A 26,216-nucleotide genomic window follows, 5' to 3' on the forward strand; every position below is an offset into this window, starting at 1 on the left:
CATCACGCCGCCTCCCCGCGCACCAATCCGACGAAGATGTCCTCCAGGGAGGATTGCTCCGTGCGCAGGTCGCTGAACCGGATCTCCGCCTCGGATAGGGCGGTGAGCAATCCGGTGATGCCGGTTCGTTCGGCCTTGGTGTCGTAGGTGTAGACCAGTTCGCGCCCCTCCCCCGTCAGGGCCAGGCCGAAATGCGCAAGGCTGTCCGGCACCGCATCGAGGGGTGTCTGCAATTGCAGGATCAGGCGCTTGCGCCCGAGCTGATGCATCAGCGCCGCCTTCTCCTCCACGAGGATGATCTGCCCGCCGCGGATCACGCCGATCCGGTCGGCCATCTCCTCGGCCTCCTCAATGTAATGGGTGGTGAGGATGACCGTGACGCCCTCGTCGCGCAGGTCGCGCACGAGGCGCCACATGTCCTGGCGCAACTCCACGTCGACGCCGGCCGTCGGCTCGTCGAGGAACAGCACGCGCGGCTGGTGCGAGAGCGCCTTGGCGATCAGCACCCGCCGCTTCATGCCGCCCGACAGGGTCATGAGCCGGTTGGTGCGCTTGTCCCACAGGGAGAGCGCCTTCAGCACCCGCTCGATATGGGCCGGGTCCGGCTTCATGCCAAACAGCCCGCGCGAGAAGCTGACCGTGTTCCACACCGTCTCGAAGGCGTCGGTGGTGAGTTCCTGCGGCACGAGGCCGATCGACCGCCGGGCCGCCCGGTAATCCCGGGCGATGTCGTGGCCATCGACGGTCACGGTGCCGGTGCTCGGCGTGACGATGCCGCAGACGATGTTGATGAGGGTCGATTTGCCGGCGCCGTTCGGCCCGAGCAGGGCGAAGATCTCACCACGCTCAATGGCGAGGTTCACGCCCTTCAGGGCACTGAACCCGGACGCATAGGTCTTCGACAGGTCCGAAATGGAGATGATGGGCATCGCACGGGGGCTGCAACGGGGTGGCGGCCTATAGCACGCCCACGTTCGGCCTCAGCCCGTCCCGCGTGCGCGGGCACACCGGGCGGCTCAAGCCCCTCCGCGCCTCGCGAAGGATTCGAGCATCCTCAGGCAGAAGTCGCGCATCTTCGGATCGCGGATGCGCGTGAAGGCGGCGATCATCGCGGCGCATTCGCTGCTCGACGGCTCCTGGCCCGGCTCGGCCGAGGGAGCGCGGGTGAAGGTGCTGACCGGGATGTCCAGGGCGGTCGCGATCTGGCGCAGGAGCCGGGCCCGGTCGGTCGTGGACTTCGTGTCCTGTGTCGGAAGGAAGCCGCCCGCGTCAGTCATGGTGTCGTCCGCCCACTCGACCGGTCCGTCCGAAACCCATGCGACTCCGGGCCGAGGGCCCATGGCGCAGTACCACGACAGCATTCAATAAGATGCCGATGTTTGCAACCTGCCAGCAGGGGGCAAGTCCTGAAACTATTCGCTGATATTGGAGGTCCAGTCTCATCGGATGGAAACTTACATATATCGATCGGCTTTCGTGCGGATCAGCATAAGTCGCGTCTCCCCGGTGCCTGAGGCTCTTTTAGCCACGCTTGGTGGGGATGTCGCGCGTCTGCGTAGTCGCACGCCGTGTCAACGCGTCAGCCAACAGTTTGCCCGCAATCCAGTTGTCCTCAAAGTGCGCAAGGGCACCGCAAGGTCAAATGGTTAACGGCGGCGCCGTGAGAACCAGCGAGGTTTACCGTTCATCAAGGTTTACGATTGGAAACCGTCGATGAATGGCTAACGGAGCGTGAAAGGACTCGCGAACAAACCGTTAATGCGGGCATCGTCAGGCCATCGACGAACCGGAGAGACCGATGAGCGCCCGCCTCGAAGACCTGAAGTTCCTTTTCACCCTCAGCGCGGTCGTGCTCTGCGGCAGCGGCCTCGACATCATCCTGCGCTGAACGGATCAGGCGGCCTGACGCTCGACCCGGCGGAGGGAATCCAGGGCCCGTTCGAGGGCCGCGCGAGCCTCGCGCCCGTCCTGCGCCAGGGTGCGCGGGGCGCAATCCACGAAGATCTGCCGGGGGATGCGGCCCGAGGCGGCGTTGCGGTTCGCCGAGGCGGCCACGGCGTTGCCGGTGAGGAGCAGGCCTCGCAGTTCCGCCGCCCGTGCGCGGCTTTCCGCCCGGAGGCGGACGAGGCCGATCACGAGACCGACGAGGCCCGCCGCGACGAGGGCCAGCGCGAGAACGTATCCGAAAGCCATCCCACCGATCCGCGCGCCGACACCAGCCAAGCCGGGACTGTCCCCGGTCATGGTTAGCGGAAGCTTAACGGCGTGGGCGGCTCACCACATGTCGAGGGCGACGCGGGCCTCGTCCGACATGCGGCTCTGGTCCCACGGCGGATCGAACACCATCGTCACGCTGCAGGATTGGACGCCCGGCACGGCCGAGACGGCGTTCTCCACCCAGCCCGGCATCTCGCCCGCCACGGGGCAGCCCGGTGCGGTGAGGGTCATGTCGATGGCGACCTTGCGGTCGTCGTCGATGTCCACCCGATAGATCAGGCCGAGTTCGTAGATGTCGGCCGGGATCTCCGGATCGTAGACGGACTTGAGGGCGACGACGATCGCGTCGGTCAGCCGGTCCATCTCCTCCGGCGGGATCGCCGAGGCGCCTTCGACGGCGGGCGTGTTGCTGCCGCCCGTGATGGTGGCGTCGGTGCTCATCGGTCTCAACCCTTCCCTTGCCGCGTTCAAGGCGCGGCCGGTCTCACACAATCAGGCGAACAGCATTTCGGCCTTCGCCAGCGCCTCGGCAAGCGCATCGATCTCATCGGTCGTGTTGTAAAGCCCGAACGAGGCACGGCAGGTCGAGGTGGCGCCGAACCGCGTCAGCAGCGGCATGGCGCAATGCGTCCCCGCCCGAACCGCGACGCCCTGTCGGTCGATCACGGTGGCGATGTCGTGGGCGTGCGCGCCCTTCATCTCGAAGCTGATGACGCCGCCCTTGCCCTTCGCCGTGCCGATAATCCGCAGGGAATTCATCGCGCAGAGGCGCTGGTGGGCGTACTCGGTCAGCATCGTCTCGTGCGCGGCGATGTTCTCGCGCCCGAGGGTCATCATGAATTCCAGCGCCGCGCCGAGGCCGACTGCCTCGATGATCGCCGGCGTGCCCGCCTCGAAGCGGTGGGGCGGATCGTTGTAGGTGACCGCATCCTGGCTCACCGCGCGGATCATCTCGCCGCCGCCCTGGTAGGGGGGCAGGCGCTCCAGCCATTCCTTCTTGCCGTAGAGCACGCCGATGCCGGTCGGCCCGTAGACCTTGTGGCCGGTGAAGACGAAGAAGTCGCAATCGAGCGCCCGCACGTCCACCGGCTGGTGGACCGCGCTCTGCGCGCCGTCGAGGAGCACCGGCACGCCGTGAGCATGGGCGATGCGCACGATCTCCTTGGCCGGCGTCACCGTGCCGAGCACGTTCGACATGTGGGTGATCGCCACCATCTTGGTGCGCGGCGTGAACAGTTTTTCGTATTCCTCGACGAGGAAGTTGCCCTCGTCATCGACGGGCGCCCACTTGATCACGGCGCCCCGGCGCTCGCGCAGGAAGTGCCAGGGCACGATGTTGGAATGGTGCTCCATGATCGAGAGGATGATCTCGTCCCCCTCCCCGATCAGCCCGGCCCAGCCCATGGACGAGGCGACGAGATTGTACGCCTCGGTGGCGTTGCGGGTGAAGATGATCTCGTCGATGGAGGCGGCGTTGAGGAATTGCCGCGTGGTCTCGCGGGCGCCCTCGAACCCCTCGGTCGCGGCATTGGCCATGTAATGTAGGCCGCGATGCACGTTGGCGTAGCCGGTCTGCATGCAGTTCACCATCGCGTCGATGACGGCGCGGGGCTTCTGCGCGGAGGCGGCGTTGTCGAGATAGACCAGCGGTTTGCCGTAGACCGTCTCCGCCAGGATCGGGAACTCCTTGCGGATCTCCGAAACGTCGTAGGTCGGGGTGAGGACGGGTGCGTTCATCGGTTCTCGCTCGCTGGTGTCCCTCCCCCTTCGGAAGGGGGAGGGTCGTCGCGGATCAACCGCGCGCGTGGAGCCACGCGTCGATCTCGCCGATCAGCGCCTCGCGGGCGCCCTCGTGCGTGACCGTTTCGATCGCCTCGCCGAGGAAGGCCTGGACGAGCAGGCTCTGGGCGAGGGGGCGCGGCAGGCCGCGGGCCATCAGGTAGAACAGGAGGTCTTCGTCCGGCGCGCCGCAGGTAGCCCCGTGGCCGCAGGCGACATCGTCGGCGAAGATTTCCAGCTCCGGCTTGTTCATCATCTGCCCCTCGTCGGTGAGGAGGAGACAATCGGACTTCATCTTGCCGTCGGTCTGCTGGGCCGCCTGGCGGACGATGATCTTGCCCTGGAACACCCCGGTGGCGTTACCGTCGATCACCGTCTTGAACTGCTCGCGGCCGACGCCGCCCACCGCCGCATGGTCGGCCAGCAGGGTCGAATCGGCGAGCTGACCGTCGCGCAGCATGGCCGCGCCGTTGACGACGACCTTGGTGTTCTCGCCCGCGATGTTCAGGAAGATCTGGTGGCGCGACAGTACCGCGCCCGTGACCACGGCCACGGTCTCCAGTTCCGCCTCGTCGTCCAGCTTCACGCTGATCGTCGAGAGGGCGACGGCGGCCGAGCCTTCCGTGTTCGTGCGGCTGTGCCGGAAGACCGAACCCTTGCCGATATGCACGTCGAGGGCATCGTTCGGCTGGTAGGTCAGGCCGTCCGGCCCCTCATGGCTTTCCAAGACCGAGAGTTCGGCGCCGTCGGCCAGATCGACCAGGACGCGGGTCGCGGTGGAGAACGGCTCTGAGCCGGTGTTCACGAAGCGCATGTGCAGCGGTAGGTCGGGCTTGGCGCCCGCCGTGACGCCGATCAGCACGCCGTCCGCGAGGAAGGCGGTGTTGAGCTGATAGATCGCGTTCTCGCGGGCCTGCTCGACCGGGGCGAGGCGCTTCAGGCGCGCATCGCCCTTGCCCATGGCGTCGTTGATCGGCGTCACGGTCACGCCCTCCGGCAGGCCGGAGAGGTCGGACAGGGCGCGGACCAGGTGGCCGTTGACGAAGGTCAGCCGGGCCGCCTCGATCGTGGCGAAGCCCTTCGCGACGGCGACCGCGGTGCGGGCGGCCTCCGCCGAGGGGGCCTCGGCGGGCGGGGCGGCGTCGGTGATCGCGGCGCGCAGGTCGGTGTACTTGAACGCCTCGACCCGGCGGCTCGGCAGGCCGGTGGCCTCGAAGAACTTGAACGCCTCCTCGCGGCCGATGGCCTCCTCGGCGGCGAAGCTCTTGCGCCCGGACTCGAACAGTGCCGACAGGCCGGTCTCGGCGCCCGTGCGGAGGTTCTTGACCTCGGCCATTACGCGGCCTCCCCGGTGCGGTACTCGGCGTAGCCGGAGGCTTCGAGTTCCAGCGCCAGCTCCTTGCCGCCCGACTTCACGATCTGCCCCTTTGACATGACGTGCACGACGTCGGGGACGATGTGGTTCAGCAACCGCTGGTAGTGGGTGATGACGAGGAAGGAGCGGCCTTCCGCGCGGAGCGCGTTAACGCCCTCGGAGACGATGCGCAGGGCATCGATGTCGAGGCCGGAATCGGTCTCGTCCAGCACGCAGAATTTCGGCTGAAGCAGCGCCATCTGGAGGATTTCCATGCGCTTCTTCTCACCGCCGGAGAAGCCGACGTTGAGGGCTCGCTTGAGCATTTCCTTATTGATCTCAAGCTTGTCGGCGGCGCCGTTCACGGCGCGGATGAAGTCCGGCGTGGAGAGCTCGGCCTCGCCGCGCGCCTTGCGCTGGGCGTTCAGGCACGCCTTCAGGAAGGTCATGGTGCCGACGCCGGGGATCTCCAGCGGGTACTGGAAGGCAAGGAACACGCCGGCGGCGGCGCGCTCGTCCGGGGCCATCTCCAGCACGTTCTGGCCGTCGAGCAGGATCTCGCCTTCGAGGACTTCATAGTCCTCCTTGCCGGCGATGACGTAGGAGAGCGTCGACTTGCCGGAGCCGTTCGGCCCCATGATCGCGGCGACTTCGCCATCCTTCACGGTGAGGTTGAGGCCGTTGAGGATGCGGTTGTCCTCGATCTGCACGACGAGGTTCTTGATTTCGAGCATAGGTCGTCAGTCCCGTTCCATAGCGGTCGTCTCCCTCCCCGCGTCGGGGGAGGGAGGAGAGTTGTGGTGTCGCTTAGCCCACCGAGCCTTCGAGGCTGATCGAGATCAGCTTCTGGGCCTCGACGGCGAACTCCATCGGCAGCTGCTGCAGCACGTCCCGGACGAAGCCGTTGACGATGAGCGCGGTCGCCTCCTCCTCGGAAAGGCCGCGCTGCAGGCAGTAGAACTTCTGGTCCTCGGAGATCTTCGAGGTCGTCGCCTCGTGCTCGAACACGGCGGAGGCGTTCTTCGACTCGATGTAGGGCACGGTGTGCGCCCCGCACTGGTCGCCGATCAGCAGCGAGTCGCAGTTCGTGAAGTTCCGTGCGCCCTTGGCCTTCTTGTGGGCCGAGACGAGGCCCCGGTAGGTGTTCTGCGAACGCCCGGCCGAGATGCCCTTCGAGATGATCCGGCTCGTCGTGTTCTTGCCGAGATGAATCATCTTGGTGCCGGAATCGACCTGCTGCATGCCGTTCGACACTGCGATCGAGTAGAACTCGCCCCGGCTGTCGTCACCGCGCAGGATGCAGGACGGGTACTTCCACGTGATCGCCGAGCCGGTCTCGACCTGCGTCCACGAGATCTTCGAGCGGTCGCCACGGCAATCGCCGCGCTTCGTCACGAAGTTGTAGATGCCGCCCTTGCCGTCGTTGTCGCCCGGGTACCAGTTCTGGACGGTCGAGTACTTGATCTCGGCATCGTCCAGGGCGACCAGCTCGACCACGGCCGCGTGGAGCTGGTTGTCGTCGCGCTTCGGGGCCGTGCAGCCCTCAAGGTACGAGACGTAGGAGCCCTTGTCGGCGATGATCAGCGTGCGCTCGAACTGGCCGGTGTCGCGCTCGTTGATGCGGAAATAGGTCGACAGCTCCATCGGGCAGCGGACGCCCGGCGGAATGTAGACGAACGAGCCGTCCGAGAAGACCGCCGTGTTCAGCGTGGCGAAGAAATTGTCCGTCGCCGGCACGACCGAGCAAAGATACTTCTTCACGAGCTCGGGATGCTCGCGCACCGCCTCGGAGATCGGCATGAAGATCACGCCGGCCTTCTCCAGCTCCTTCTTGAAGGTCGTGGCGACCGACACGGAATCGAACACCGCGTCCACGGCCACGCGACGCTCGGGGGCGATGCCTTCCAGCACTTCCACCTCACGCAGCGGAATGCCGAGCTTCTCGTAGGTTTTCAGGATCTCGGGGTCGATCTCATCGAGCGACATCGCCGCCGGGCGCTTCGGCGCGGCGTAGTAGTAGATGTCGTTGTAATCGACCTTATCGTACGAGACGCGGGCCCACTCGGGCTCCTTCATCGTGAGCCAACGGCGGTAGGCGTCGAGGCGCCATTCCAGCAGCCACTCCGGCTCGTTCTTCTTGGCCGAGATGAAGCGCACGACGTCTTCGGAGATGCCTTTCTCGGACTTCTCCATCTCGATGGTGGTCTCAAACCCGTACTTGTACTGGTCGAGGTCGATCGAGCGGACCCGGTCGATGGTTTCCTGCACGGCAGGCATCAGCGTCTCCTGGCATGCCCGGCGTCAAGGGCCGGGAAGCGTGTGGATGTGGCTCGGGACGCGGCCCTCAGGCCGCCCGCCCTTGCCTCTCATATAGGGATGTCACGACCCGTTCGAAGGCGTGGAGGAAGCGGGTCACATCCTCCTCCACGGTATTCCAGCCCAGACTCACTCGGAGCGCCCCGCCCGCGAGGGCCGGGGGCACGCCCATCGCCGCCAGCGTCGCGGAGCGCGCGACCTTGCCCGACGAGCAGGCCGAGCCCGACGAGACGGCCACCCCCGCGAGGTCGAGGGCGATCAGCGCCGCCGGGGCATCGAGCCCCGGAACGGCGAAGCTCAGCGTGTTCGGCAGGCGCAGCGCGCCCTCCCCGAACACCACGGCGTCCGGCGCCAGAGCGCGGACACCGGCCGCGGCCCGATCCCGCAGAGCGGCGATCCGTTCAGCCTCGGCGGGAAGCGATTCAGCCGCGATCCGCGCTGCCTCTCCCATGCCAACGAGCGAGGGCAGGCTTTCGGTGCCGCAGCGCAGGCGCTTTTCCTGGCCGCCCCCCCGGACGAAGGCCCCGTCGAGAGTGACGTCGTCGGCCAACACCAGCGCGCCGACCCCCTTCGGGGCGGCGAACTTGTGGCCGGAGAGGGTCAGGGCGTCGAGACCGAGGGCAGAGAAATCCAAAGGGATCTTGCCCACGGCCTGCACCGCGTCACTGTGGACGAGGGAGCGCCCATGGGCGCGGGCCCGGGCGACGATTTCCGCGAGCGGCTGGATCACGCCGGTCTCGTTGTTCGCGGCATGGACCGAGATCAGCACGCACTCCTCCGCGAGTGCCGTCAGGCGCGCGTCGAGGGCGGCGAGGTCGATCACCCCCGCCGCATCCACCGGCAGAAGCTCCACCGCCTCATCGGGGAACCGGTGGCCGGCGGCGACGCAGGGGTGCTCGCTCGCGCTGTGCAGAAGGTGGGTCGGCTCCGGCCAGACCCGGCGGTGCAGAGCCCCCGAGAGGATTGCGTTCGCGGCTTCCGTCCCGCCGCTGGTGAACACGACCTGCCCCGGCTTCGCGCCGACGAGACCCGCCACCTGCGCCCGCGCGCCTTCGAGCGCCGCCCGCGCCGCCCGGCCCTCGGCATGGATCGAGGAGGGGTTGCCCGGCAGGGTCAGGGCGCGCGCCACCGCCGCCGCCACGTCCGGACGAACCGGGGCGGTCGCATTGTGATCGAGATAGGCGCGGGTCTTGTCCATCGCCGTAATGCTTCGTCTCCAATCGCGCGAAGTGCTTGCACGCAGGGTGGCCCGCCGTGTTAAGGCGCGCCGAGAGAAATACCGGTCCCTCCGGCCGAGATCGTCCCGGCACACCACCCTGCGGTGGACTTACGCCATACTTTAGAACGCTTCTAATGACCTAGAATTGTTCTAAGAGTGCTTTTATGACGTGGGTCCATCGAGTCAAGGTGGTCCGCTGCGGTGCGGGAACGGGCGGCCGAGGGCGACGGAGCGAGAGGACGAACATGCCAGAGGTCATCTTCACCGGTCCCGCCGGGCGCCTGGAGGGCCGTTATCAGGCCCCCAAGAAGCGCGGCGCTCCCATCGCCATCGTGCTGCACCCGCACCCGCAGTTCGGCGGCACGATGAACAATCAAATCGTGTACAATCTTTTCTACACGTTCGCCAATCGCGGCTTCGCAGCCCTGCGCTTCAATTTTCGCGGGGTCGGCCGCAGCCAGGGCGCCTTCGATCACGGCTCGGGCGAATTGTCCGACGCGGCGGCAGCGCTCGATTGGGTGCAGGCGGTGAACCCGGAGGCGAAGGCCTGCTGGATCGCGGGCGTGTCCTTCGGCTCGTGGATCGGCATGCAATTGCTGATGCGCCGCCCGGAGATCGAGGGCTTCATCTCCATCGCGGCCATGGCCAACCGCTACGATTTCACCTTCCTGGCCCCCTGCCCCTCCTCCGGCCTGTTCGTGCACGGCTCCGAGGATCGGGTCGCGCCGGCCCGCGAGGTGATGCCGGTGATTGAGAAGGTGAAGACGCAGAAGGGCGTCATCATCGAGCACCAGATCGTCGATGGCGCGAACCACTTCTTCGACGGCAAGGTCGATGAGCTGACGCAGACCGTCGACACCTATCTCGACAAGCGTCTGGGCAAGCGGGAAGAGGCCGCCTGAGGCAATATGCGGGTGGATGCCGGTAGTCGGCTTACCGCCTCTCACCTTGACGCGGCGGGGCGCTCCGAATAGGGCGCCCCTTCCATCCCTGTCGCGGAACGTATCCACGCCTGATGACGGATCACTCCTCCGAGCAACCGGTCGTCCTGCTGGTCGAAGACGACGGCCTCCTCCTGATGGAGGCGTCCGACACCCTTGCGGATGCCGGCTTCACCGTTCTGGAGGCGTCGCACGCGGACAAGGCCCTCGCCGTCCTGGAGAACCGGGACGACGTGGAGGTCCTGATGACCGACGTGGATATGCCGCAGGGCTCCATGGACGGTTTCGCCCTCGCCCGCCTCGTGGCGCATCGCTGGCCCGGCATCCCGGTGCTGGTCGTTTCGGGGATGGGCACCCCCGGCCCGCACGACATGCCCGACGGGGCGCGCTTCATCCCGAAGCCCTACGAGCCGACAACCCTGGTCCGAACCCTGCGCGCCTTCATCCGCCGCGCGGCCTGAGCCATAAGGGACGGACCTTTCGGCCGTGGCCGATCCGCGCGGTGCCGAGCCGCCTGACCCGACGAGTCCCATGACCGACGAGACCCGACATCACCGGTTCGCGACCCAGGCGATCCACGCGGGCGCCGCCCCCGATCCGGCGACGGGCGCGCGGGCGCAGCCGATCTACTTCACGAACGGCTTCGTGTTCGATTCGACCGAGCAGGCGGCCGACATCTTCGCCGTGCGCAAGACCGGCTTCTCCTATTCGCGCGGCTCCAACCCGACCGTGGCGGCCCTGGAGCGGCGTGTCGCGGCGCTGGAGGGGGCCAAGGCCGCCATCGCCGTCGCCTCCGGCCAGTCGGCGGTGCTGCTCGTGCTGATGACGCTGATGCGCAGCGGCGATTCCTACGTCGTGTCGCCACGCCTGTTCGGCGGGTCGCTGGGGTTGATGCGGCGCCTCGACGGTCGCTACGACCTGAAGCCCCGCTTCGCCCGCGGCATGGAGCCGGCGGATTTCGAGGCGGCGATCACGCCGGGCTGCAAGGCCATCGTCTGCGAATCCATCGTGAACCCCTGCGGCTTCGTGATGGACATCGAGGGTATCGCGGCGGTGGCCAAGCGCCACGGCCTGCCGCTGATCGTGGACAACACCCTCGCCTCCCCGGCCCTGATCCGGCCCATCGAGCACGGCGCCGACATCGTCGTGCACTCGACCTCGAAGTTCCTGGCGGGCTCCGGCCAGGTGATCGGCGGCGTGATCTGCGACGGCGGCACCTTCGACTGGGTGAAGGCCGGTGGCTACGACCTGATCAACGACCCCTGGCCGGATTACGACGGGCTCGTGATCCCGCAGCGTTTCCCGGAGACGCCGTTCGCGGTGGCCTGCCGCCTGTTCGGCCTGCGCGACCTCGGCCCCGGCCTATCGCCGATGAACGCCTTCCTGACGATCACCGGCATCGAGACCCTGCCGCTGCGCATGGAGCGCCACTGTTCCAACGCGAAGACCGTCGCCGCCTACCTGAAGGACCACCCGGCGGTGGAATGGGTCAGTTATCCCGGCCTGCCGGGCCAGACCGGCGAAGCGAACGCGGCGCGCTACACGCCGAAGGGACCCGGCGCGATCTTCACTTTCGCCCTCAAGGGTGGGGAGAAGGCGGCACTGAAGTTCATCACCTCGCTGGAACTGGTCTCGCACCTCGTCAACATCGGCGAGATCAAGACGCTGGCGATTCACCCGGCGACCACGACCCACCGGCAATTGCCCGCCAGCGAAAAGGCCATCGCCTTCGTCGGGCCGGAGACGGTGCGGCTCTCGATCGGGCTGGAGAACGTCGAGGACCTGATCGCGGATATCGCGCAGGCGCTGGAGCAGGCGGGGGCGTAGGAGATCGCCCTCGACGGCGAGGCTCCATCCGCATCATAATGCGCGAATGACGGACCTGCTCGACAAGGCGTTCTCGACCGCCCGGACCCTTCCCGCTCATGCGCAGGACGAGATCGCGCGCATGGTGCTCGCCCTCGTGGGCTCCGATCCGGCGGTCTACCAGTTCACGCCGGAGGAAGAGGCTGAACTCACCGAGTCGGAAGCGGCCATGGCGCGGGGCGATTTCGCCAGCGACGAAGAGGTGGACGCGATCTGGGCGAAGTATGGCGCGTGAGGCTGCGTCTCACCCGGCCGGCATCGCGCCAACTCGAAGCGGTGCTTCAGCACATTGCGAAACATCACCCGCAAGGTGCTGAGAACGTTCGTGACCGGCTGCGCTCGGTCATGAACGTTCTCGTCGATCATCCCTTCGCGGGACGTGTCACGGCCCGTCCGCAGGTCCGGCGGATCATCGCCCTGCCCTATCCCTATGCGATCACCTACACGGTCGCGGATGGGAACGTCGTGATCCTCGGCATCCGGCACACGGCTCGCCGCCCGCAGGGGTGAGCGCGCGCTACTTCCGCCGCTCCAGGATCGACACGTAGTTGGCGACCGCCGCGCCGCCCATGTTGAACACGCCCGCGAGCTCGGCGCCGGGCACCTGCATCTCGCCGGCCTCGTTCATCAGTTGCAGGCAGGCCATGACGTGCATCGAGACGCCCGTCGCGCCGACCGGGTGGCCCTTGGCCTTGAGCCCGCCCGACGGGTTCACCGGCAAGCGGCCGCCCTTCTCCGTCACCCCCTCGCGGACGATGCGAAAGCCTTCGCCCGGCGCGGCGAGGCCCATCGCCTCGTATTCGAGGAGTTCGGCGATGGTGAAGCAATCGTGGGTCTCCACGAAGGAGAGGTCCTCGTTGCCGATCCCGGCCTGCGTGCGGGCCTTGTCCCAGGCGCGGCGGGCGCCCTCGAAGGCGGTGGGGTCGCGGCGGGAGAGAGGCAGGATGTCGTTCACCTGCGCCCGCGCCCGGAAGCCGATGGCCCGCTCCAGCCGCGCGGCAGTCTCGGCATCGGCCACGACGAGGGCGGCGGCGCCGTCCGAGATCAGCGAGCAATCGGTGCGCCGCAGCGGCGCGGCGACGTAGGGATTCTTGTCCGAGACCTTGTTGCAGAAGTCGAAGCCGAGGTCCTTGCGCAGCTGCGCGTAGGGGTTGCCGACGCCGTTGCGGTGGTTCTTGGCGGCGATGCGGGCCAGTTCCTCGCTGCGGTCGCCGTAGCGCTGGAAGTAGCCCGCCGCGATGCGCCCGAACACGCCCGCGAAGCCGCCCTCGATCTCGGCCTCCTCCTTCCGGTAGGAGGCGCCAAGCAGGATGTCCCCGGTCTCGGCGACAGATTTCGCGGTCATCTTCTCCGCACCGACCACAAGGGCGATGCGGCCCCGGCCGCTGTCCACGAAGTCGAGGGCCGCGTAGAGCGCCGCCGAGCCGGTGGCGCAGGCGTTTTCCAGATGCGTCGAGGGGACGTGGGCGAGGTCCGGCTGGTTCAGGGCGACGAGGGAGCCCTCGAAGCCCTGCTTCGAGAAGCCGGTGTTCATGACGCCGACATAGATGCCGTCGACCTCGGACGCTGCGACCCCGGCATGGGCCAGCGCCTCGCCGGAGACGCGGGCGATCAGGCTCTCGACGTCGGGGTCTTCGAGCTTGCCGAAGGGGGTGTGGGCCCAGCCCACGATGCAGGCACGCGTCATCGTTTCTCTCCCGTTGCCCGGACGATGGCCCCGCCGATCCCCCGGATCAAGGGTGGTCGGGCGCGGCTCCAGCCAGGAAGTCGAAATCGCAGCCCTCCGGCGCCTGGGTGACGCTGCGCCGATAGAGGGCCTTGTAGCCCCGCTTCGGCGCGGGCGGCGGCTCGTGCGCGGCGAGGCGGCGGGCGATCTCCTCCGGCGCGACCAGTAGGTCGATGCGCTTCTCCTTCACCGAGAGGCGGATGCGGTCGCCGTCGCGCACGGCGGCCAGCGGCCCGCCGATGGCCGCTTCGGGGGCGACGTGCAGCACGATGGTGCCGAAGGCCGTGCCCGACATGCGTGCGTCCGAGATGCGCACCATGTCCTTCACCCCGGCGCGGGCGAGCTTCTTCGGGATCGGCAGATAGCCGGCCTCCGGCATCCCGGCGGCGTGCGGGCCGGCATTCTGCAGGACGAGGATGTCGTCGGGCGTGACGTCGAGGTCGGGGTCGTCGATCCGGGCCGAGAGGTCTTCGAGCCCGGTGAACACCACCGCCCTTCCCTCGGTCTCGAACAGGCCGGGCGTCGCGGCGGCGCGCTTGAAGATCGCCCCGTCCGGCGCGAGGCTGCCGCCGAGGGTGATGAGGCCGCCCTGCGGCGAGACCGGATCGGCAAAGGGCCGGATCACCGCGCGGTCGACCCAGGTCTCCGGCTCGTCCAGCCGCTCGGCCAGGGTGCGGCCCTCGATGTCCACGGTGTCGAGGTGCAGGAGTGGGCGCAACTCGCGCAGGAGGGCGCCCATGCCGCCGGCCGCGTGGAAATCCTCCATGTATCCGTCGCCGACCGGCTTCAGATCGACCAGCACGGGGGTCTCGTCGGAGATGGCGTTGAAGCGCTCGTAGGGGATGCGGATGCCGAGCCGCCCGGCGATGGCGGTGAGGTGCACGATGGCGTTGGTGGAGCCCGACACCGCCATCAACACGCGGACCGCGTTCTCGACGGACTTCTGCGTGATGACCCGGCTCGGGCGGATCTTCGTCTCGATGAGGCGCACGGCGGCGCGGCCCGTCTCCTCGGCGGCGACGAGCCGGTCGGAATGGACGGCCGGGATCGCCGCCGTCCCCGGCAACGACATGCCCAGGGCCTCGGCGATGCAGGCCATGGTGGAGGCGGTTCCCATCACCGCGCAGGTGCCCTGCGTGACCGAGAGCCGTCCCTCGACCTCGGCAATCTCCTCGTCATCGACGGTGCCCGCGCGGTACTTCGCCCAGAAGCCCCGGCAATCGGTGCAGGCGCCGAGCCGCTGGCCCCGGTGGCGGCCGGTGGACATCGGCCCGGTGACGAGCTGGATCGCCGGCAGGTCGGCCGAGGCCGCGCCCATGAGCTGGGCCGGCACGGTCTTGTCGCAGCCGCCGATCAGCACCACCGCATCCATGGGCTGGGCGAGGATCATCTCCTCCGTGTCCATGGCCATGAGGTTGCGGTAGACCATGCTGGTCGGGTTGAGGAACACCTCGCCCAGCGAGACGGTCGGGAACGGGCGCGGCAGGGCGCCGGCTTCGAGCACCCCGCGCGAGACCGCTTCCACCAGTTCCGGCATCCCCCGGTGGCAATTGTTGAAGCCCGAGGGCGTCATGGCGATGCCCACCACCGGCTTGTTCAAGAGCCGGGGCGAGATCCCCATGGAGCGCGCGAAGGAGCGCCGCAGGTACCGGGCGAAATCCCGGTCGCCGTAGTTGGTGAGCCCCCGGTCGAGGCCGTGCGGTTCGTCGGTCATCGTGGCTCCTCGGGCCTCACCGCAGGTGGAATGCGATCCACGCCGCGGCGAGCAGGATGACGGCTGTGAGGGCGAGGCGAAAGGCTGGTTTCATCTGCTTTCGCCCATGGCACCACGTCATTGCGAGCGTAGCGAAGCAATCCAGGGATGCGGGCCTTCTCAGAACGCAGCGCCGCCCTGGATTGCTTCGCTCTCGCTCGCAATGACGGTGTGGCTCTTGTGCCTACCGCATCACGAACGGGTTCTCCGGCGCGTCGCGGCTGGTGGAGATCCAGATGCTTTTGGTCTCCAGATACTCGCGGATCGACTCGATGCCGCTCTCGCGGCCGAGGCCGGAGCGCTTCATGCCGCCAAACGGCATCATGTAGCTGACCGCCCGGTAGGTGTTCACCCAGACCGTGCCCGCCTTCAGGCCCTTCGACATCCGCATCGCCTTGCCGATATCCTGCGTCCAGACGCCGGCCGCGAGGCCGTAGATCACGTCGTTGCCGAGCCGCAGCGCCTCGGCCTCGTCCTCGAAGCCGATGATCGACAGGACTGGGCCGAACACCTCCTCCTGCGCGATGCGCATCGAATTGGTCACGTCGGCGAAGATCGTCGGCTCAACGAACTGGCCGCCCTTCACGCCTTCGCCGGTGGCCGGGTTGCCGCCGAAGACGCAGCGGGCGCCCTCCTTCTTGGCCACCGCGATGTAGTCCAGCACCTTCTGGTACTGCGGCGGGGTGGTGATTGGGCCGATGTTGGTGCCGGAATCCATCGGATCGCCGAGCTTGGCGGATTTCGCGAGCTCGATCAGCCGGGCGGTGAAGTCCTCACGGATGCTGTTCTGCACGAGGAGGCGCGAGCCCGCGATGCAGGTCTGGCCGGTGGCGGCGAAGATGCCGGAGATGGCTCCGGCGGCGGCCATCTTCAGGTCGGCGTCGGCGAAGACGATGTTCGGCGACTTGCCGCCGAGTTCGAGGGCCACGCGCTTCACCTGCTTGGCGGCCTCGGAATAGATCCGCGCCCCCGTCGCATCCGAGCCGGTGAAGGTGATCTTGGCGACGTCGGGGTGCTCGACGATGGCCGCGCCGGTCTCGGCGCCGTAGCCGGTCACGACGTTCAGCATCCCGTCCGGCAGGCCTGCCTCCTTGAGGAGGGCGGCGAATTCCAGCGTGCTCGCCGAGGCGAACTCGGAGGGCTTGATCACCACCGCGCAGCCGGCGGCGAGGGCCGGGGCGCATTTCCAGGCCACGAACAGCAGCGGCGAGTTCCAGGCGGTCAGCGCGCCGACCACGCCCACCGGCTCGTGGGTGGTGAAGGCGAAGGTCTCCGGCTTGTCGATCGGCACCTGCGTGCCCTCGATCTTGTCGGCGAGGCCGGCGAAGTAGTGCCACCATTCCGGCTGGTAGCGGGTCTGGCCGTACATCTCGGCGAAGAGCTTGCCGTTGTCGCGGGTCTCGATCTCGGCGAGGTGGCGGGCCTCCCGCTCCACGATGTCGCCGATCTTACGCAGCACCTTGCCCCGTGCCGAGGCGGTCATCGTCGCCCAGGGGCCTTCGGTCATGGCGCGCTTGGCCGCCGCGACGGCCCGGTCGACATCGGCCTTCGAGCTGCGCGGGATCCTGGCCCAGGGTTCGCCGCGATAGGGATCGACGGACTCGAACCACTCGCCCTCGACCGGATCGACGAACGCCCCGTCGATGTAGAGTTGATAGGTCTTCATCGGGCGTACTCCCTGTTCCGGCGGATGGGCCGGATATGGAACAGGCCGGAGCACGGCGCCAGCCTCAGCCGCGCCCGATCCAGTCGCACACGCCCTCCACCGAGCGGAACGCGTCGAGGGCGTGGACCCGCACCCCCGGCAGAGCGGCCTCGGCCATGGTGGCCAGCGCGTGGCCGGGGCCGAGTTCGAGCACATGGCTCGCGCCGTACTCGCCGCAGGCCTCCAGGCAGGCGGCCCAGTCGATCGTGTGGGAGATCTGCCGCGCGAGCTTGTCGAGCCCGGCCTGCGGCTGGAACACCGCCGCCCCGTCGAGGCCGCTCAGCAGACGCGGCGCGGAAGGCGGCGGCCGGTGAAGCTCGGCCTCCGCCAGGATCTGCCGGAAACGCTCCGAGGCGGCGGCGAGCAGGGGCGTGTGCGAGGGCGTCGCGACGGCCAGCGGCACGGCCCGCTGGGCGCCCTGCGCCAGGGCGTCCGTGCAGAGGGCGTCGAGGGCGTCTCGCTTCCCGCCGACCACGCCACTGTCGGCGGCGTTGCGGATGGCGAGGTGGCATCCGTGCCGCCGGGCGAGGTCGTCCAGGGCCTGAAGGGTGAGACCGCGGATGCCCGCGAGGCCGAACCCCTCACCGGAAGCCGCGTCCATCGCCTCGGCGCGGGCAGCGGCCAGCCGCAGCACCGTGGCGGCGTCGAACCGGCCGGCGACGCCCCAGGCGGCGAGGTCGCCGATGGAATAGCCCGCCACGATGGCCCGGCCGGGCTGGCCCGAAGCGATGACGCTCCATCCGGCGAGCGCCGCGACGCAGCACAGGATCTGCCCCGTGCGGTTGCCGTGCAGCCCCTCCCCCGCTTTGGCGAGGTCGCGCGGGTCGGTGCCGCCGAGGAGCGGGCGCGCCGCTTCGAAGACGGGCTGCGCTTCCGCGCGCTCGGCCGTGAGGTCGAACATGGCCGGGTGCTGGCCGCCCTGGCCCGACAGGAGGATTGCGAGGGTCATAGCGCCACCGGCCGCATCGCCACCCGGTCGAGGTATTTCACCAGTACGGTGCCGCCGGGCGGCGCCTCGTGCAACTCCCGCCACTGCACCCCGCCGCCATCCGGCAGGAGGATTTCGCCGTCGAGGCGCATCGGCGCCGTGGCGTCGATCCGGGCGAGACCGTCGAGGTACGTGCGCGGGACAGGCCCCGGCCACAGCAGGTCGAGGTCGGACGTGGGCGAGAGGTAGGTCAGGCCCGTCACCGCCTGCCACAGCAGGGCGCCGAAGGGTCGTGGCGTCACGCCGTGCTCGGCGGCGAGCGCCAGCAGGGCAGCGATGGCGTCCCCCCACGCGGCGGGGGCGTGGGGCGCCGCCTCGGCAAGGCTCGGCGGCAAGACAGGTCGCAGGGCTTGCGCCGGCAGGGCGAGGCCGATCCGGCGCTTGCCGTCGGCGGGGGGCAGGGGCAGGCCGAGCGGCACGGACCCGTCGCCCTCCCCCGGCACGCGGCGGCGGACGATGAGCGGGCGGCCCGTCTTCGCCCAGCCGGGCAGGTGCGGCACGCCGTCGAGGTCGCGCCGCCCGGCGAGCAGCGCGTCCCAGGCGGCGGGCTCGGCCGCCACGAGGTCGTGGCGGGCGAAGGCCTCAGCCGGCACGGAGCCGCCCGGCGACGAGGCGCGCGATCTCCTCCGCGACCGGGCGCCCGCCCCGCTCGCGGCCGAGGCGGTCGCGCACATCGCCCTCCGGCCGGTCGGCGATCAGGGAGGCGATCTGCGGCCCCAGGGGCGCGGCGGGGTCGAGCACCGCGTGGACGGCGCCCGTGGCGAGCATGTTGTCGAGGCCGGGTGCGAAGACCGGCGTCGATTGCGCCATCTCCTGAAGCTTTTCGAGCGGCAGTTTGGTGACGCGGGCGACGGAGGGCAGGTCCATCACGCTCGGGTTGGCGCCGGGCAGCGCCGCGAGCACCCGCGTCGCGAGCGCCGTGGCGATGAAGGCGCCGGCCGCCGAATGCCCGTAGAGCAGGCCGATGGTCGGGTGCCCGTGCCGGTCCGCGAGCAGCAGCGCCTTGGCGAGATGGGCGAGGCATTCGTTGAGGCCGAGGAGTTCGTCCCGCCGGCTCATGCGCTGGCTGTCGGAATCGACCGCCACGAGGATCGGCGCCTTGTCCCCCGCCCGCACCGCCTCGAGGACGTGCCCGGCGAGCGTCAGCGCGCCCTCAACGCCCAGCGGCGTATCGCCGTCGATGCCGATCACCCGCATTCGGCCGCCGTCGAAGGGGCCGTCCCCGGCGACGAGCCCGTCCGCCACCGTGACCGCATGGCCCTCGGGGAAGAGCGAAGTCAGGATCTCAGCGAGCGTCATGGCGGGCCTCCTCCACGCGGGCGACGGTCTCCTCGAAGGCACGCGTGTCCATGGCGGGGACCGCCTCGGGATCGTTGACGCCGAGCCGCGCCCAGATCTCCGTCGCGTCGCGGCAATCGCCGAAGCGGTCGATGCGGGCGCGCAGGCGTGCCTGCTCGGCCTCCAGCATCGCGAGGTCGAAGGCCGGCGCCCGGCCGATCAGGTCGAGGGCGGCGGCGCGGAAGGCCGCGACGGTGTCGTCGCAGAAGGCATCGGCCCCGCCAATGAGGCGGCGGTGCTTGCCGCCCATCGTGCGCCAGACCAGCGCCCGGTCGCGGGAATCGAACTCCTCGGCGCCCTTGTTGGTCTCGATGACCTCCGGCCCTGAGACCGAGATGCGCCCGCCCTCCGAGACGGCCAGCCGCGAGCAGGTACCGGCGATGAGCCCGCCGCCGCCGTAGCAGCCGGCCCGTCCGCCGATCAGACCGATCACCGGCACGCCCGCCGCGCGGGCCTCGGTGATGGCGCGCATCGTCTCGGCGATGGCGGTCTCGCCGGCATTGGCCTCCTGCAAGCGGACACCGCCGGTGTCGAACAGGAGGAGCACGGCCTCGGGCTTCGCTTCGACAGCGGCCCGGAGCATCCCCACGAGCTTGCCGCCATGGACCTCGCCGAAGGCCCCGCCCATGAAGCGGCCCTCCTGCGCGGCGACGAAGACCGTCCGCCCGTCGAGGGCACCGGATCCGACGACGATGCCGTCATCGAAGGCGCAGGGCAGATCGAACAGCGGCAGGTGCGGGCTCATCCGCCGCTCGGCCGGGCCGATGGCTTCCCGGAAGGTGCCGGCATCGAGGAGCGCGTCGAGGCGCTGGCGGGCGCTGGCCTCGAACCAGCTCAGGCAGTCGCGGTCGGGTCCGGCCATCTCTAAGCCTCCAGCAGCCGGGCGCCCTGCAGCAGGCGCAGGGAGACGGTGTCCGGCCGGGCGCCGCCGTCGTTGATCGAGATGCGCACGCCGCCGGGCTGGGCGCGGGCGACGAAATCCGCCACCACCGCCTCCCAGACCTGGCCATAGCCGGCGATCGGCGTCTCGATGGCGATCTCGAACGCGTCCGGCGGCAGCACGCGCTCCAGCAGGATTTCGAGGTTGCCGGAGGCCACGACCCCGGTGATCGCCTGGGCCTTGGTGCCGGACAGCGGCTTCTGCGTGGTGTGGCGGAAGGTCAGGGATTCCATGACACTCACCAGTTCCTGAACTTGGCCGGCGGCTCGTAGAGCCCCCCGGACCAGTGCACGAGATCCTTGATCGAGCGCGCAGCAAGCAACGAGCGGTCGGCGTCCAGGGGCTCGATGCCGAGGTCTTCCGGCCGGCGGATGATGCCGCGTGCGCGCAACTCCTCGACCTTCGCCCGGTCGCGCCCCCGGCCGATCTCGGTGTAGCCCGCGACCCCACGGATCGCCTGCTCGCGGTCGTCCGCGTCGCGGCAGAGGAGGAGGTTGGCGATCCCCTCCTCGGTGACGATGTGGGTCACGTCGTCGGCGTAGATCATGACTGGCGCCAGTTCGAGGCCGATCTTCTTCGCAAGCTCCATCGCGTCGAGCCGTTCCACGAAGGTCGGCACGAGCCCGTCGCCGAAGGTCTCGACCAGCTGCACCACGAGCTTGCGCCCGCGCATCAGCGCCGGATCGCCGACCACCTGCGCCTCCCGCCCCGCCTTCATCCAGGCGTCGGAGGGGTGGCGGCGGCCGTGCGGGTCCGAGCCCATGTTCGGGGCGCCGCCGAAGCCCGCGACGCGCGACTGCGTGACGGTCGAAGAATGGCCCATCAGGTCGATCTGGAGGGTCGCGCCGATGAACATGTCGCAGGCGTAGAGCCCGGCCGTCTGGCACAGCGCCCGGTTGGAGCGCAGCGACCCGTCGGCGCCCGTGAAGAACACGTCCGACCGCTCGCGGATGTAGCGGTCCATGCCGACTTCCGAGCCGAAGCAGTGGACCTGCTTCACCCAGCCGGATTCGATGGCCGGGATCAGGGTCGGGTGCGGGTTCAGGGCGAAATGCGTCGCGATCTCGCCCTTCAGCCCAAGCTTCTCGCCATAGGTCGGCAGCAGCAACTCGATGGCCGCCGTGCCGAAGCCGATGCCGTGGTTGAGCCGGCGCACGCCGTACTCGGCGTAGATGCCCTTGATCGCCATCATGGCGATGAGGATCTGCGTCTCGGTCATCGCCGCCGGGTCGCGGGTGAACAGCGGCTCCACGAAGAACGGCGTATCCGCCTCAACCACGAAATCCACCCGGTCGCCGGGGATGTCGACCCGGGGCACCTTGTCGACGATCTCGTTGACCTGCGCGACGACGACGCCGTTCTTGAAGTGGGTCGCCTCCACGATGGTCGGCGTGTCCTCGGTGTTCGGCCCGGTATAGAGGTTGCCCTCCCGGTCGGCCGAGACGCCCGCGATCAATGCCACGTGGGGCGTGAGGTCGATGAAGTAGCGGGCGAAGAGTTCGAGGTAGGTGTGCACCGCCCCGAGCTTGATCTGGCCGCCATAGAGCATCTTGGCGACGCGGGCGCCCTGCGGACCGGAATAGGAATAGTCCAGCCGCTCGGCGATGCCGGTCTCGAACACGTCGAGATGCTCCGGCAGCACGATGCCCGACTGCACCATGTGCAGCCCGTTCACCTTGGCCGGATCGCACTGGCTCAGCGCACGGGCGAGGCAATCCGCCTGCTTCTGGTTGTCGCCTTCGAGGCAGACCCGGTCCCCCGGCTTCAGCACCGCTTCCAGCAGCGCCACCGCCGCATCGGCCGGTACGACCTTCCCCTGCGCGTGCGCCCGCCCCGCCTCGATGCGCGCGTCGCGGGCCTTCCTCTCCCCGCGCCAGTCGGCCATCGCTCGTCTCCCTTGTATGCGGGGAGGAAGTTAGCGCTGCCTCGTGAATTTTCAAACCGTTAATTCTCACATTCTCGTATATCGCATTGCCAACTCGGCACGATGTTGCATACGTTAGGGCTAACAAACCCAGGGAAAGGACACGCCCCATGCCGCATCAGGCGGAATCCGTCCGCGCGCCGTCCCAGCTCCGTCACGGGAGGGCTGCGCGATGATCGTCTTCGGTGTCGCCCTGCTCGCCGCCTGCACGCTGATCGGCGTGTATCTCGGCGACCTCCTCGGGATCGCGCTCGGCGTGAAGGCCAATGTCGGCGGTGTCGGCATCGCCATGATTCTGCTCATCGCCGCCCGGATCTGGCTCGACCGGCGGGGGAAGCTGTCGAATGGCGTCAAGTTCGGCGTCGAGTTCTGGGCCGGGATGTACATCCCCATCGTCGTCGCCATGGCGGCGCAGCAGAACGTGGTCGCCGCGCTCACGGGCGGCCCCATCGTCATCATCGCGGCGGTGGGCTCGCTGGTCCTGTGCTTCGGCGCGGTGGCGCTCCTGAGCCGCTTCGGCGGACGGAGCCATGCGGGTGCCCAGGCCGCCCATGCCGGCGCCGTCATCGAGGGCGAGGCCGACGAGATCGCGCCGCGGCGGGAGGTCTGAGTCATGAACAGCATCGGCATCTGGCACGGCATCGAGCACGTCTTCATCGAGCAGAGCCTCGTCGCGGCCTTCGCCGTGGTCGGCGGGCTGATCCTGGTCTCCAACTACGCGGCCAAACGCCTGACCAACGGCCGGGTTCACGGCTCGGCCATCGCCATCGTGCTCGGGCTGGTGCTCGCGTATTTCGGCGGGCTCTACACGGGCGGAAAGAAGGGCGTCGCCGACATCCCGGCGCTGGCCGGCATCGGCCTGATGGGCGGGGCGATGCTGCGCGACTTCGCCATCGTTGCCACCGCCTTCGAGGTGGACGTGATCGAGGCCCGCCGCGCCGGGCTGCTGGGCGTGCTGGCGCTGGCGCTCGGCACGATCCTGCCCTTCATCGTCGGCACGCTGACGGCGGTGGCCTTCGGCTACCACGACGCGGTGTCGATCACGACCATCGGCGCGGGGGCGATCACCTACATCGTCGGCCCGGTGACGGGGGCGGCCATCGGCGCCGATTCGACGGTGATGGCGCTCTCCATCGCCACGGGCGTGACCAAGGCGGTGATGGTGATGGTCGGCACGCCGCTGGTCGCCAAGCTGATCGGGCTCGACAATCCCCGCTCCGCGATGGCCTATGGCGGCCTGATGGGGACGGTGAGCGGCGTCGCCGGGGGTTTGGCGGCCACCGATCCGAAGCTCGTTCCCTATGGCGCGCTGACGGCGACGTTCCACACGGGCATCGGGTGCCTCGTGGGGCCGTCGATCTTCTTCCTCACGGTGCGCGCCCTCGTCGGCTGAGGGGCTGGGCATGGACGGCGGCGAAGCGGTGGAAAGTGCGGAGCGGGGGCTCCTGTCGGAGCGCATCCGCAACGCGCTGACGGACGCCATCGCGGCGGGGGATTTCGCCGCCGGCACCACCCTCGACGAGCAGCTTCTCGCCGATCGCTACGGCGCCTCGCGCACCCCCGTGCGGGAGGCCCTGCGCCAGCTCGCCGCCTCGGGCCTCGTGGAGATCCGCCCCCGCCGGGGGGTGGTGGTGGCGCAATTCACTCCGCAGCGGATCGGCGACATGTTCGAGACCTCGGCCGAGGTCGAGGCCCTGTGCGCCCGGCTCGCCACCTACCGCATGACGCCCCTCGAACGCGGGGCGCTCATCGACCTGCACGACCGCTCGGCGGATTCCGTCGCGGCGGGGGATGTCGACACCTACGACCGGCTGAACCGCGCCTTTCACGAGGCGCTGTATGCCGGCACCCATAACGGCTTCCTCGCGGAGCAGGCCTTGGCCCTGCGCGAACGCCTCGCCGCCTTCCGGCGCACGCAATTGCGCCAGGGCGACCGCATCCACCGCTCGCATGAGGAGCACGGCGACATCCTGGCCGCCATGTCGGAGGGGGACGGCGAGAGGGCCGCCCGCCAAATGCGCGCGCACATGCTGCGCGCCGCCGCCGCGCTGGGCCGCTACATCGCCGCGCCGGGGGGCGAGTGAGCGGAGGCTAGTCCCCCTCCCCGCCCCGCCCGAACGGCGCGCTGCCGAGGGGGGCGTTGAGGGCGTCCGCGAGGCGGGCGAGCCGGCCGGTGGCGGCGGCGATGCCCTCGGCCGCCCGCGTGGCCGCCTCGTCCCGGTCCCGTTCCGCCGCCTCGACCACGGAGCGCGACTGCGCCACCTCGGTCTCCAGGGCCGCGAAGCGCTTGCGCAGGTCCGACAGCTCGTCCGAGATCGTCAGCGCAGCCATCACGTGCAGCCGCATGTCGCCGATCTCGCCGAAGCTCTCCCGCATCCGCGCGACGCGCTCGCTGAAATCCTGCGTCAGGGCGGTGAGGTGCGCCTCCTCGTCCTTGCCGCAGGACATGCGGTAGGTCTTGCTGTCGATGGTGACGGTGATGATCGGCATCCGGTCAGTGCCTTTCCAGCACGCCGGCCACGGCGGCGATGGCCCTGTCGAGCCGGTTTCCGACCTCGCCCGACGTCGCCTCCACCTGCGCGAGCCGCGCGCTCGCCGCGTCGAGGGCGGCGGCGAGCCGGCTCCGGTCCTCGCCGAGCAGCGACAGTTCGGTGTCGCGGTCGTCGGGGGCGGCCTCGGCTTCGAGCCGGCGGGTCACGGTCGCCTCCAGACGCGCGAGGACGGCGTCGAGCCGTTGCAAGGCTTCGGACACGGGATCTGAATCGGGCACGTCGGACGGCATCGTCATCTTGAGTGAGGGCATGGTGCGGGCAGGCCCAAGTGTCGACCGGATGGTTGACGATTTCCAGGGAAAAAGCCTCTCCGAGGAATCTCTGCAGTCTTCGCCCGGCGCAATTCACCGAAGTTCGTGACAACCAGTGGTTTGTCACTTCCCGTCGTTTGACAGGTCGGGGCGCCATGCTAGACAGCCGCGCGTTCCCGAAGTGGACCACCGAGCCGCCGCCGGGCGGGCCCGCGACCGCATTTCCTTCGCCGCACCCGAGAGCGTTGCGGCGGTGCCGGAATGGCGGAGCACCGGTTCATCCCCGGTTCAAGCCCGCGCGAGCAGGGCTGCCCGGAATCAGGAAGGATCATTGCCGTGACGAAGGTTGCCATCAACGGGTTCGGGCGCATCGGCCGCAACGTGCTGCGCGCCATTGCCGAGTCCGGCCGCAAGGACATCGAGGTCGTGGCGATCAACGATCTCGGCCCGGTCGAGACCAACGCGCACCTGCTCCGTTTCGATTCCGTGCATGGCCGTTTCCCCGGCCAGGTCGCGGTCGATGGCGAATTCCTCGTGGTCGATGGCCACCGCATCAAGGTGACGGCCGTCCGCAACCCGGCCGAGCTGCCGCACCGCGACCTCGGCGTGGATATCGCGCTCGAGTGCACCGGCATCTTCACCTCGAAGGACAAGGCCAAGGCCCACCTCGACGCCGGCGCCAAGCGCGTCCTCGTCTCGGCCCCGGCCGACGGCGCCGACCTGACGGTCGTCTACGGCGTGAACCACGACAAGCTCCAGGCCGACCACCTCGTGGTCTCGAACGCCTCCTGCACCACCAACTGCCTCGCGCCGGTCGCGAAGGTGCTGCACGAGGCCATCGGCATCGAGCGTGGCTTCATGACCACGATCCACTCCTACACCAACGACCAGCCGTCGCTGGACCAGATGCACAAGGACCTCTACCGGGCCCGCGCCGCGTCCCTGTCGATGATCCCGACCACCACCGGCGCCGCCAAGGCCGTGGGCCTCGTGCTGCCGGAGCTGAAGGGCCTCCTCGACGGCACCTCGATCCGCGTGCCAACCCCGAACGTCTCGGCGGTCGACCTCGTGTTCACGGCCAAGCGCCAGACCTCGGTGCAGGAGGTCAACAACGCGATCAAGGCCGCCGCTGCCGGCCCGCTCAAGGGCGTCCTCGGCGTCACCGATCAGCCGAACGTCTCGATCGACTTCAACCACGATCCCCATTCGTCCACGTTCCACCTCGACCAGACCAAGGTGATGGACGGCGTGCTCGTCCGCATCCTCACTTGGTACGACAATGAGTGGGGCTTCTCGAACCGCATGGCCGACACCGCCGTCGCCATGGCCAAGCTGATCTGATCGACC

The 26,216-nt window shown here is 69.0% G+C and carries 29 protein-coding genes; 9 read left to right on the forward strand and 20 right to left on the reverse strand.

Annotated features, from left to right (window positions below):
* Nucleotides 1–2: 2 nt before the first annotated feature.
* The 9 genes from MKK52_RS13410 to MKK52_RS13450 all read right to left on the reverse strand — a co-directional run bounded on the left by MKK52_RS13410 (nucleotide 3) and on the right by MKK52_RS13450 (nucleotide 8,864).
* Entirely contained in the window at nucleotides 3–929 is a 927-nt protein-coding gene (locus tag MKK52_RS13410; protein ID WP_243954511.1) for an ABC transporter ATP-binding protein, read from the reverse strand.
* Nucleotides 930–1,016: 87 nt separating this feature from the next.
* Nucleotides 1,017–1,277, reverse strand: a complete 261-nt coding sequence (locus tag MKK52_RS13415) for a hypothetical protein (RefSeq protein WP_243954513.1) — start codon at nucleotides 1,275–1,277, stop codon at nucleotides 1,017–1,019.
* A 616-nt stretch (nucleotides 1,278–1,893) separates the two neighbouring features.
* Nucleotides 1,894–2,193, reverse strand: a complete 300-nt coding sequence (locus MKK52_RS13420; RefSeq protein ID WP_243954515.1) for a hypothetical protein — start codon at nucleotides 2,191–2,193, stop codon at nucleotides 1,894–1,896.
* Nucleotides 2,194–2,274: 81 nt separating this feature from the next.
* The gene (locus MKK52_RS13425; protein WP_243954517.1) at nucleotides 2,275–2,658 is read right to left on the reverse strand and encodes an SUF system Fe-S cluster assembly protein; all 384 of its coding nucleotides are present in this window, start codon (nucleotides 2,656–2,658) and stop codon (nucleotides 2,275–2,277) included.
* Nucleotides 2,659–2,709: 51 nt separating this feature from the next.
* Nucleotides 2,710–3,954 (reverse strand): cysteine desulfurase, encoded by a 1,245-nt coding sequence (locus MKK52_RS13430; protein WP_243954519.1) that lies wholly within the window; start codon nucleotides 3,952–3,954, stop codon nucleotides 2,710–2,712.
* Nucleotides 3,955–4,009: 55 nt separating this feature from the next.
* Nucleotides 4,010–5,332 carry a SufB/SufD family protein gene (locus MKK52_RS13435; protein ID WP_243954521.1) on the reverse strand — a complete coding sequence of 441 codons (1,323 nt, stop codon included), beginning with the start codon at nucleotides 5,330–5,332 and terminating at the stop codon, nucleotides 4,010–4,012.
* Complete coding sequence (gene sufC, locus MKK52_RS13440; protein ID WP_243954523.1) at nucleotides 5,332–6,084, reverse strand: Fe-S cluster assembly ATPase SufC; 753 nt, start codon at nucleotides 6,082–6,084, stop codon at nucleotides 5,332–5,334. The genes MKK52_RS13435 and sufC overlap by 1 nt, the downstream gene beginning before the upstream one ends.
* Before the next feature lie 73 nt (nucleotides 6,085–6,157).
* A complete protein-coding gene (sufB, locus tag MKK52_RS13445) occupies nucleotides 6,158–7,627 on the reverse strand; it encodes a Fe-S cluster assembly protein SufB (RefSeq protein ID WP_243954525.1) in 1,470 nt (489 codons plus the stop codon).
* A gap of 67 nt (nucleotides 7,628–7,694) precedes the next feature.
* Nucleotides 7,695–8,864, reverse strand: coding sequence for a cysteine desulfurase family protein (locus MKK52_RS13450; protein ID WP_243954527.1), 1,170 nt, complete (start codon nucleotides 8,862–8,864; stop codon nucleotides 7,695–7,697).
* 266 nt (nucleotides 8,865–9,130) lie between these two features.
* Between MKK52_RS13450 and MKK52_RS13455 the strand changes: the two genes are divergently transcribed.
* The 5 genes from MKK52_RS13455 (at nucleotide 9,131) to MKK52_RS13475 (ending at nucleotide 12,202) form a co-directional block, all read left to right on the forward strand.
* Entirely contained in the window at nucleotides 9,131–9,787 is a 657-nt protein-coding gene (locus tag MKK52_RS13455) for an alpha/beta hydrolase (RefSeq protein WP_243954529.1), read from the forward strand.
* Nucleotides 9,788–9,900: 113 nt separating this feature from the next.
* Complete coding sequence (locus MKK52_RS13460) at nucleotides 9,901–10,287, forward strand: response regulator (RefSeq protein WP_243954531.1); 387 nt, start codon at nucleotides 9,901–9,903, stop codon at nucleotides 10,285–10,287.
* Between the two features lie 70 nt (nucleotides 10,288–10,357).
* Nucleotides 10,358–11,653: an O-acetylhomoserine aminocarboxypropyltransferase/cysteine synthase family protein gene (locus MKK52_RS13465; RefSeq protein WP_243954533.1), complete on the forward strand. Its 1,296-nt coding sequence runs from the start codon at nucleotides 10,358–10,360 to the stop codon at nucleotides 11,651–11,653.
* A 46-nt stretch (nucleotides 11,654–11,699) separates the two neighbouring features.
* Nucleotides 11,700–11,927, forward strand: a complete 228-nt coding sequence (locus MKK52_RS13470) for a hypothetical protein (RefSeq protein ID WP_243954535.1) — start codon at nucleotides 11,700–11,702, stop codon at nucleotides 11,925–11,927.
* Complete coding sequence (locus MKK52_RS13475) at nucleotides 11,924–12,202, forward strand: type II toxin-antitoxin system RelE/ParE family toxin (protein ID WP_313898753.1); 279 nt, start codon at nucleotides 11,924–11,926, stop codon at nucleotides 12,200–12,202. The genes MKK52_RS13470 and MKK52_RS13475 overlap by 4 nt, the downstream gene beginning before the upstream one ends.
* Before the next feature lie 7 nt (nucleotides 12,203–12,209).
* Here the strand turns inward: MKK52_RS13475 and MKK52_RS13480 are convergent, their stop codons facing one another.
* From MKK52_RS13480 to mdcA, 9 genes are all read right to left on the reverse strand, one after another.
* Nucleotides 12,210–13,379 carry an acetyl-CoA acetyltransferase gene (locus MKK52_RS13480; protein WP_243954537.1) on the reverse strand — a complete coding sequence of 390 codons (1,170 nt, stop codon included), beginning with the start codon at nucleotides 13,377–13,379 and terminating at the stop codon, nucleotides 12,210–12,212.
* Nucleotides 13,380–13,425: 46 nt separating this feature from the next.
* The gene (locus tag MKK52_RS13485; RefSeq protein WP_243954539.1) at nucleotides 13,426–15,132 is read right to left on the reverse strand and encodes an IlvD/Edd family dehydratase; all 1,707 of its coding nucleotides are present in this window, start codon (nucleotides 15,130–15,132) and stop codon (nucleotides 13,426–13,428) included.
* Nucleotides 15,133–15,355: 223 nt separating this feature from the next.
* Nucleotides 15,356–16,837 (reverse strand): aldehyde dehydrogenase, encoded by a 1,482-nt coding sequence (locus MKK52_RS13490; RefSeq protein WP_243954542.1) that lies wholly within the window; start codon nucleotides 16,835–16,837, stop codon nucleotides 15,356–15,358.
* A 64-nt stretch (nucleotides 16,838–16,901) separates the two neighbouring features.
* The gene (locus tag MKK52_RS13495) at nucleotides 16,902–17,825 is read right to left on the reverse strand and encodes an acyl transferase (RefSeq protein ID WP_243954544.1); all 924 of its coding nucleotides are present in this window, start codon (nucleotides 17,823–17,825) and stop codon (nucleotides 16,902–16,904) included.
* Nucleotides 17,822–18,457: a malonate decarboxylase holo-[acyl-carrier-protein] synthase gene (gene mdcG, locus MKK52_RS13500; RefSeq protein WP_243954546.1), complete on the reverse strand. Its 636-nt coding sequence runs from the start codon at nucleotides 18,455–18,457 to the stop codon at nucleotides 17,822–17,824. Before mdcG ends, MKK52_RS13495 begins: the two co-directional genes overlap by 4 nt.
* Nucleotides 18,447–19,163: a biotin-independent malonate decarboxylase subunit gamma gene (gene mdcE / locus MKK52_RS13505; protein ID WP_243954548.1), complete on the reverse strand. Its 717-nt coding sequence runs from the start codon at nucleotides 19,161–19,163 to the stop codon at nucleotides 18,447–18,449. Before mdcE ends, mdcG begins: the two co-directional genes overlap by 11 nt.
* A complete protein-coding gene (locus MKK52_RS13510) occupies nucleotides 19,150–20,064 on the reverse strand; it encodes a biotin-independent malonate decarboxylase subunit beta (protein WP_243954550.1) in 915 nt (304 codons plus the stop codon). Before MKK52_RS13510 ends, mdcE begins: the two co-directional genes overlap by 14 nt.
* Before the next feature lie 2 nt (nucleotides 20,065–20,066).
* Entirely contained in the window at nucleotides 20,067–20,375 is a 309-nt protein-coding gene (gene mdcC / locus MKK52_RS13515) for a malonate decarboxylase acyl carrier protein (protein ID WP_243954552.1), read from the reverse strand.
* Nucleotides 20,376–20,380: 5 nt separating this feature from the next.
* A complete protein-coding gene (gene mdcA, locus MKK52_RS13520) occupies nucleotides 20,381–22,027 on the reverse strand; it encodes a malonate decarboxylase subunit alpha (protein WP_243954554.1) in 1,647 nt (548 codons plus the stop codon).
* Nucleotides 22,028–22,238: 211 nt separating this feature from the next.
* Between mdcA and madL the strand changes: the two genes are divergently transcribed.
* The 3 genes from madL to MKK52_RS13535 are packed head-to-tail and all read left to right on the forward strand — an operon-like array spanning nucleotide 22,239 to nucleotide 24,150.
* The gene (madL, locus tag MKK52_RS13525) at nucleotides 22,239–22,676 is read left to right on the forward strand and encodes a malonate transporter subunit MadL (RefSeq protein WP_243954556.1); all 438 of its coding nucleotides are present in this window, start codon (nucleotides 22,239–22,241) and stop codon (nucleotides 22,674–22,676) included.
* A gap of 18 nt (nucleotides 22,677–22,694) precedes the next feature.
* Complete coding sequence (madM, locus tag MKK52_RS13530) at nucleotides 22,695–23,459, forward strand: malonate transporter subunit MadM (RefSeq protein ID WP_243954643.1); 765 nt, start codon at nucleotides 22,695–22,697, stop codon at nucleotides 23,457–23,459.
* Nucleotides 23,460–23,469: 10 nt separating this feature from the next.
* Nucleotides 23,470–24,150 carry a GntR family transcriptional regulator gene (locus MKK52_RS13535; RefSeq protein ID WP_243954559.1) on the forward strand — a complete coding sequence of 227 codons (681 nt, stop codon included), beginning with the start codon at nucleotides 23,470–23,472 and terminating at the stop codon, nucleotides 24,148–24,150.
* A gap of 7 nt (nucleotides 24,151–24,157) precedes the next feature.
* Here MKK52_RS13535 and MKK52_RS13540 read toward each other — a convergent pair whose 3' ends face one another.
* Together MKK52_RS13540 and MKK52_RS13545 are read right to left on the reverse strand one after the other, a co-directional pair.
* Nucleotides 24,158–24,556: a cell division protein ZapA gene (locus MKK52_RS13540; protein WP_243954561.1), complete on the reverse strand. Its 399-nt coding sequence runs from the start codon at nucleotides 24,554–24,556 to the stop codon at nucleotides 24,158–24,160.
* 4 nt (nucleotides 24,557–24,560) lie between these two features.
* The gene (locus MKK52_RS13545) at nucleotides 24,561–24,848 is read right to left on the reverse strand and encodes a DUF4164 family protein (protein ID WP_243954645.1); all 288 of its coding nucleotides are present in this window, start codon (nucleotides 24,846–24,848) and stop codon (nucleotides 24,561–24,563) included.
* 357 nt (nucleotides 24,849–25,205) lie between these two features.
* Here MKK52_RS13545 and gap point away from each other — a divergent pair, with 357 nt between their 5' ends.
* Nucleotides 25,206–26,210, forward strand: coding sequence for a type I glyceraldehyde-3-phosphate dehydrogenase (gene gap, locus MKK52_RS13550; protein ID WP_243954563.1), 1,005 nt, complete (start codon nucleotides 25,206–25,208; stop codon nucleotides 26,208–26,210).
* Nucleotides 26,211–26,216 lie beyond the last annotated feature (6 nt).

The sequence above is a fragment of the Methylobacterium sp. J-067 genome, from assembly GCF_022829465.1.
Classification (GTDB): domain Bacteria; phylum Pseudomonadota; class Alphaproteobacteria; order Rhizobiales; family Beijerinckiaceae; genus Methylobacterium; species Methylobacterium litchii.

Excerpts from the sequence above, each read along its gene's own strand:
- MKK52_RS13410 (WP_243954511.1), bottom strand. The coding sequence starts at position 929 with ATGCCCATCATCTCCATTTCGGACCTGTCGAAGACCTATGCGTCCGGG.
- MKK52_RS13415 (WP_243954513.1), bottom strand. The coding sequence starts at position 1,277 with ATGACTGACGCGGGCGGCTTCCTTCCGACACAGGACACGAAGTCCACG.
- MKK52_RS13420 (WP_243954515.1), bottom strand. The coding sequence starts at position 2,193 with ATGGCTTTCGGATACGTTCTCGCGCTGGCCCTCGTCGCGGCGGGCCTC.
- MKK52_RS13425 (WP_243954517.1), bottom strand. The coding sequence starts at position 2,658 with ATGAGCACCGACGCCACCATCACGGGCGGCAGCAACACGCCCGCCGTC.
- MKK52_RS13430 (WP_243954519.1), bottom strand. The coding sequence starts at position 3,954 with ATGAACGCACCCGTCCTCACCCCGACCTACGACGTTTCGGAGATCCGC.
- MKK52_RS13435 (WP_243954521.1), bottom strand. The coding sequence starts at position 5,332 with ATGGCCGAGGTCAAGAACCTCCGCACGGGCGCCGAGACCGGCCTGTCG.
- sufC (WP_243954523.1), bottom strand. The coding sequence starts at position 6,084 with ATGCTCGAAATCAAGAACCTCGTCGTGCAGATCGAGGACAACCGCATC.
- sufB (WP_243954525.1), bottom strand. The coding sequence starts at position 7,627 with ATGCCTGCCGTGCAGGAAACCATCGACCGGGTCCGCTCGATCGACCTC.
- MKK52_RS13450 (WP_243954527.1), bottom strand. The coding sequence starts at position 8,864 with ATGGACAAGACCCGCGCCTATCTCGATCACAATGCGACCGCCCCGGTT.
- MKK52_RS13455 (WP_243954529.1), top strand. The coding sequence starts at position 9,131 with ATGCCAGAGGTCATCTTCACCGGTCCCGCCGGGCGCCTGGAGGGCCGT.
- MKK52_RS13460 (WP_243954531.1), top strand. The coding sequence starts at position 9,901 with ATGACGGATCACTCCTCCGAGCAACCGGTCGTCCTGCTGGTCGAAGAC.
- MKK52_RS13465 (WP_243954533.1), top strand. The coding sequence starts at position 10,358 with ATGACCGACGAGACCCGACATCACCGGTTCGCGACCCAGGCGATCCAC.
- MKK52_RS13470 (WP_243954535.1), top strand. The coding sequence starts at position 11,700 with ATGACGGACCTGCTCGACAAGGCGTTCTCGACCGCCCGGACCCTTCCC.
- MKK52_RS13480 (WP_243954537.1), bottom strand. The coding sequence starts at position 13,379 with ATGACGCGTGCCTGCATCGTGGGCTGGGCCCACACCCCCTTCGGCAAG.
- MKK52_RS13485 (WP_243954539.1), bottom strand. The coding sequence starts at position 15,132 with ATGACCGACGAACCGCACGGCCTCGACCGGGGGCTCACCAACTACGGC.
- MKK52_RS13490 (WP_243954542.1), bottom strand. The coding sequence starts at position 16,837 with ATGAAGACCTATCAACTCTACATCGACGGGGCGTTCGTCGATCCGGTC.
- MKK52_RS13495 (WP_243954544.1), bottom strand. The coding sequence starts at position 17,825 with ATGACCCTCGCAATCCTCCTGTCGGGCCAGGGCGGCCAGCACCCGGCC.
- mdcE (WP_243954548.1), bottom strand. The coding sequence starts at position 19,163 with ATGACGCTCGCTGAGATCCTGACTTCGCTCTTCCCCGAGGGCCATGCG.
- MKK52_RS13510 (WP_243954550.1), bottom strand. The coding sequence starts at position 20,064 with ATGGCCGGACCCGACCGCGACTGCCTGAGCTGGTTCGAGGCCAGCGCC.
- mdcC (WP_243954552.1), bottom strand. The coding sequence starts at position 20,375 with ATGGAATCCCTGACCTTCCGCCACACCACGCAGAAGCCGCTGTCCGGC.
- mdcA (WP_243954554.1), bottom strand. The coding sequence starts at position 22,027 with ATGGCCGACTGGCGCGGGGAGAGGAAGGCCCGCGACGCGCGCATCGAG.
- madL (WP_243954556.1), top strand. The coding sequence starts at position 22,239 with ATGATCGTCTTCGGTGTCGCCCTGCTCGCCGCCTGCACGCTGATCGGC.
- MKK52_RS13535 (WP_243954559.1), top strand. The coding sequence starts at position 23,470 with ATGGACGGCGGCGAAGCGGTGGAAAGTGCGGAGCGGGGGCTCCTGTCG.
- MKK52_RS13540 (WP_243954561.1), bottom strand. The coding sequence starts at position 24,556 with ATGCCGATCATCACCGTCACCATCGACAGCAAGACCTACCGCATGTCC.
- MKK52_RS13545 (WP_243954645.1), bottom strand. The coding sequence starts at position 24,848 with ATGCCGTCCGACGTGCCCGATTCAGATCCCGTGTCCGAAGCCTTGCAA.